Source organism: Nonomuraea sp. NPDC050394, assembly GCF_044459065.1.
In the GTDB taxonomy this organism is placed as follows: Bacteria; Actinomycetota; Actinomycetes; order Streptosporangiales; family Streptosporangiaceae; genus Nonomuraea.
In genome coordinates this window covers 634,127-638,565 of record NZ_JBITIO010000005.1, presented here as the reverse complement: position 1 = coordinate 638,565, position 4,439 = coordinate 634,127, and the positions used below count along the sequence as shown (strand labels likewise).

5 protein-coding genes are annotated in these 4,439 nt (G+C 70.2%); 3 read left to right on the top strand and 2 right to left on the bottom strand.

From position 1 onward, the window contains the following. Positions 1 to 433: 433 nt before the first annotated feature. The 3 genes from ACIBKY_RS23885 (at position 434) to ACIBKY_RS23875 (ending at position 1,331) form a co-directional block, all read left to right on the top strand. Positions 434 to 835, top strand: a complete 402-nt coding sequence (locus tag ACIBKY_RS23885) for a hypothetical protein (RefSeq protein WP_397099451.1) — start codon at positions 434 to 436, stop codon at positions 833 to 835. Positions 836 to 919: 84 nt separating this feature from the next. After that, complete coding sequence (locus tag ACIBKY_RS23880) at positions 920 to 1,090, top strand: hypothetical protein (RefSeq protein ID WP_379610468.1); 171 nt, start codon at positions 920 to 922, stop codon at positions 1,088 to 1,090. 1 nt (position 1,091) lies between these two features. Continuing rightward, positions 1,092 to 1,331 (top strand): hypothetical protein, encoded by a 240-nt coding sequence (locus tag ACIBKY_RS23875; RefSeq protein WP_397099449.1) that lies wholly within the window; start codon positions 1,092 to 1,094, stop codon positions 1,329 to 1,331. On the opposite strand, the gene ACIBKY_RS23870 is transcribed toward ACIBKY_RS23875, so the two are convergent. Together ACIBKY_RS23870 and ACIBKY_RS23865 are read right to left on the bottom strand one after the other, a co-directional pair. Then, the gene (locus ACIBKY_RS23870; protein ID WP_397099447.1) at positions 1,322 to 1,990 is read right to left on the bottom strand and encodes a response regulator; all 669 of its coding nucleotides are present in this window, start codon (positions 1,988 to 1,990) and stop codon (positions 1,322 to 1,324) included. The genes ACIBKY_RS23875 and ACIBKY_RS23870 overlap by 10 nt on opposite strands. Continuing rightward, the coding region (locus ACIBKY_RS23865) for a DUF4118 domain-containing protein (protein ID WP_397099445.1) at positions 1,987 to 4,439 on the bottom strand (2,453 nt) is incomplete at its 5' end. The genes ACIBKY_RS23865 and ACIBKY_RS23870, both read right to left, overlap by 4 nt.

The window sequence follows — 4,439 nt, the reverse complement described above, 5'->3', positions numbered from 1 at the left end:
GTGTTGCATGAAATACTTCATGCACTGGCTTTTAACACACTGTTGAGTTCTCAAGAAACGGACGCGTTTTTCAGCGGCTCATTTCGTATTTCTATTCTTTCAGCCGTTCCATTCTCTGTCAAATTCGGTGACTTGACATTTCCTGGAACCCCCGCAAACTTACCAGACCATCCAGACAGGATGAACCAGAGAGATTTCTGTGGGGTGTGCCGGGCGGATCGTGTGATCGGCTGCCCTGCGGGAGCAACTCTAGCAGCCCCAGGGACCCGCCTACGCCCACTCAGGTAATCACCTTGTCCTTCCCTCCCCACGCGCGCCCAAACCTCCGAGGCCGCATCCAGCCCCCGACCTCGGCAAGTGGACAGCAAGTCATCCGCAATCGCTCCCCGGTACGAAGTACACACGAGCAGACTGCACCCCGGAGGTGTTGGCAATGACCCGCTCGGAGTTCGATGACATCCGTGCCTTCCTGGCCGACGGGCAGACATCCGCCGGCGACCTTCTCAAGATTGCCCGCACCCTGGTCGACGACCTGGAACACGCCAGGATGCGCGAGGCCGTGCTGCGTTCCTACTATCTGCGGCTGATGACCGCGGCCCGCGCGTCGGTGGCGTCCGACTCCGTGGACGCGCCGGACCCGCTGGCCTTCGTCAGGCATGAGCTCGCCGAACGCGGCCAGTTGCCGACGGACGGCGAGGCGGTGCAGCGCATCCTTTCCGACGCGCGCACGGCAGCGGCGCTGATGGCCTGCATGGAGGAGAACCCTCCCCCGGTACGGCCCCGCGGCCTGCGTCTACGCCGCTGCGTCGGCACGGGCCGCAGGCTCGCCCACTAGCCGCCGAGCGCGGAAAAGCCAGACCATGTCCATACCCAGTCTTGGATGAACGGCTGTAAGACTGCGCGTATGTGGCAGCGGGGGTTGAACTGGGCAGCGATCGTCCTTGTGGGCGGTTTCGGCCTCATGTGGCTGGGCGTCGTGCTGTACGCGGCCGACGCCTCGACGCCATGGATTCGATTCGCACAGGCGGCGTTCGGGCTCCTGCTGGCCGGCTGGTCCGTGCAGAAGGCCACCGTGATGATCCGAGCGTGACATGACTGAACAGCCATACGAGATCAGCCAGGACATGGGCGACGATCCTCAGGAGTCGGTCATCGCCATGTACAAGGACAAGCTGCCCGAGCGGCACAAGATCGACGAGATCGACGACGAGGCCGACCGCAGCATCGTCACGTGGATGCGCGAAGAGGACCACCGTCAGACCGACGCCCACGTCGATCTCCTCCAGGAACCCCGGACGTACTTCCCGGATGAGGACGAGGATCAGGGCTGAAACCGGTAGCCCATCCCCGGCTCGGTCAGCAGATGGACGGGACGCGCGGGGTCGCGCTCCAGTTTCCTGCGTAGCTGCGCCATGTACTGCCGCAGGTAGTGCGTCTCCTTCTGGTACGAGGCGCCCCATACCTCCGTCAGCAGTTGCCGCTGGCTGACCAGCTTGCCCGGGTTGCGGAGCAGCAGTTCAAGGAAGTGCCATTCCGTGGGCGTCAGCCGTACCCCGCCCGAGATGGTCTTGCCAACGAGGTCGATCACGTGATCGCCCACGCGCGCCTCCGCGGACTCCGCGGTGGGGACGGCGGCGCGGCGGGTCACCGCCCGCACCCGCGCGAGCAGTTCGTCGATGCCGAAGGGCTTGGTGACGTAGTCGTCGGCGCCGGCGTCGAGGGCGTCGACCTTGTCGTGGCCGTCGCTGCGGCCGCTGAGCACGATGATCGGGACCTGGGTCCAGCCGCGCAGCCCGTGGATGACGTCCACGCCATCGATGTCGGGCAGGCCGAGGTCGAGGATGACCAGGTCGGGGTGCCAGTCGGCGGCCTGGCGCAGCGCGGTGGCGCCGTCGGCGGCGACGGCCACCTCGTAGTGGCGGGCGACGAGGTTGATCCGCATGGCGCGCAGGATCTGGGGCTCGTCGTCGACCACGAGCACGCGCGTCATCCGGCTCTCCGCAGCGCAACCGTCATGGTGAGCCCTCCTCCTGGTGTCTCCTCCGGCGTGAGCGTGCCGCCCATGGCCTCGGTGAGTCCGCGGGCGAGCGCCAGCCCCAGCCCCACGCCCTTGTGCGTGGAACGGTCGCCGAGCCGCTGGAACGGCCGGAACACCCGCTCGTGCGCCTCGGCCGGGATGCCGGGGCCGTGGTCGACCACCCTGATCTCCACGTTCTCGCCGTGCCAGCTCGCCGAGACGACAACGTCCCCGTAGCGCACCGCGTTCCCGACGAGGTTGACCAGGACGCGTTCGAGCAGCACCGGGTCGGCGGTGAGGTCGGGCAGGTCCGGCGGGATCTCGACAGCCACGAGCCGGGAGACGCCCAGGTCGGCGAGGGCCCGGTGGACGATCTCCGCAGCAGACACCGCTTCCGGGGCCACGCCCAGGACGCCGGCCTGCAGGCGGCTCATGTCGAGGAGGTTGGTCACCAGCCGGTCGAGTTTGTTCAGGGACTCGTGGGCGGTGTCGAGCAGTTCTGCGCGGTCCTGGGGCGACCAATCGATCTCGGTGCCGCGCAGCGAGTCGACGGCCGCGCTCGCCGAGGCCAGCGGGGTGCGCAGGTCGTGGCTGACGGCCGCGAGCAGCGCGGTGCGCATCTTGTCGGCTTCGGCGAGCGCCGCGGACGACGACGCCTCCTCGCGCAGCCGCTGCTGACGCAGCGCCACCGCCGCCTCGGCCGCGAACGCCTCCAAAACCCGCCGGTCGGCCGCGTCGAGGATCCTCCCCTGTACGGCCAGCCCCAGGTCCCCGTCGACCACCACATCCGGTACGGCCGACGGCGGCCCGCCCGCCGTGGCCACGATCCGCCAGCCGTCGCCGTCCTTCTCCAGCATGGTCGCCGAGGTCAGCGAGTAGACCTCGCGCAGCCGGGCCAGCAACGACGGCAGCGCCGAGTCCCCCCGCAGCACGTGCCCGGCCAGCGTGGACAGCACCTCGGCGTCGGCCCTGGCCCGCGAGGCCTCCCCGCTGCGCCGGGCGGCCAGGCCCACGACCGCGCTGACCATGGCCGCGACCAGCACGAAGATGGCGAGGGCCAGCAGGTTCTCCGGCTCGTCGACGGTCAGCGTGTGATACGGCGGCGTGAAGAACCAGTTGAGCAGCCCGAACCCGACGACGGCCGCGGTGAGCGCGGGCCACATGCCGCCGGCGAGGGCCACGCCGACGACCAGCAGCAGGAAGAGCAGGATCTCGCTGGGCAGCGCCAGATGGGGACGGAACGGCAGCAGCCCCGCCGTCAGCAGGGGCATCCCGGCCAGGGCCAGCGCCCAGCCCGAGCAGCGCCGTCTGAGCGAGAGGGCCGAGCGATCCCCGTGCCTGCGCCCGTGCCTGACGCCCTCGTGCGTGACCATGTGCACGTCGATGGAGCCGGACAGCGCGGTGGTCTCCACGCCGACGCCCGGCGAGAGGATCTGCGCGAGCCGGCCGCGGCGGGAGGCGCCGAGGACGAGCTGGGTGGCGTTGACGCTGCGGGCGAATTCCAGCAGGGCGCGGGGGACGTCGTCGCCGAGCACCTGGTGGTAGGTGCCGCCGAGGTTCTCCACGATGGTGCGCTGGCGGGCGACGTTGGCCGGATCGGCGCCGGAGGTGAGGCCGTCGGCGCTGGTCACGTGGACTGCCAGGAGGTCCGCGCCTTTGGACCGGTCGGCTATGCGGGCGGCCCGCCGTACCAGAGTGTCTCCTTCGGGACCGCCGCTGAGGGCGACCACGACGCGCTCGCGCGCCTCCCACGTCTCGGCGATGCCGTGGTCGGCGCGGTAGCGGTCGAGCTGCTCGTCCACCTTGCCGGCCACCCAGAGCAGGGCGAGCTCGCGCAGCGCGGTGAGGTTGCCGACGCGAAAGTAGTTGGACAGGGCGGCGTCGACCATGGCCGGGCCGTAGACGTTGCCGTGTGCCATGCGGCGGCGCAGCGCCTCGGGGGCCATGTCGACGAGCTGGACCTGGTCGGCCCGTCTGACCCACTCGTCGGGGACGCGTTCGCGCTGGGGGACGCCGGTGATCCGCTGGACGACGTCGCTGAGCGACTCCAGGTGCTGGATGTTGACGGTGGAGACCACGTCGATCCCGGCCGCGAGGATCTCGTCGATGTCCTGCCAGCGTTTCTCGTTGCGCGAGCCGGGCGCGTTGGTGTGGGCCAGTTCGTCCACGAGCGCGGCCTCGGGTGCTCGGGCGATGACGGCGGCGGTGTCCAGTTCCGCGAGGTCGGTGCCGCGGTAGTGGATCGTCTTCCTCGGCACGATCTCCATGCCGTCGAGGAGCTCGGCGGTGCGGGGCCGGGGGGGGGGGGGGGGGAGGCCCCCCCCCCCCACGCGGGCGCCGGGGGGGGGGCGGCCCCCCGCCGGGCGGCAGGTGGGGGGGGTGGGCCCCCCCGGGGGGGCGCGCCCGGGTAAAACCCCCCCCC

Excerpts from the sequence above, each read along its gene's own strand:
- ACIBKY_RS23885 (WP_397099451.1), top strand. The coding sequence starts at position 434 with ATGACCCGCTCGGAGTTCGATGACATCCGTGCCTTCCTGGCCGACGGG.
- ACIBKY_RS23875 (WP_397099449.1), top strand. The coding sequence starts at position 1,092 with ATGACTGAACAGCCATACGAGATCAGCCAGGACATGGGCGACGATCCT.
- ACIBKY_RS23870 (WP_397099447.1), bottom strand. The coding sequence starts at position 1,990 with ATGACGCGCGTGCTCGTGGTCGACGACGAGCCCCAGATCCTGCGCGCC.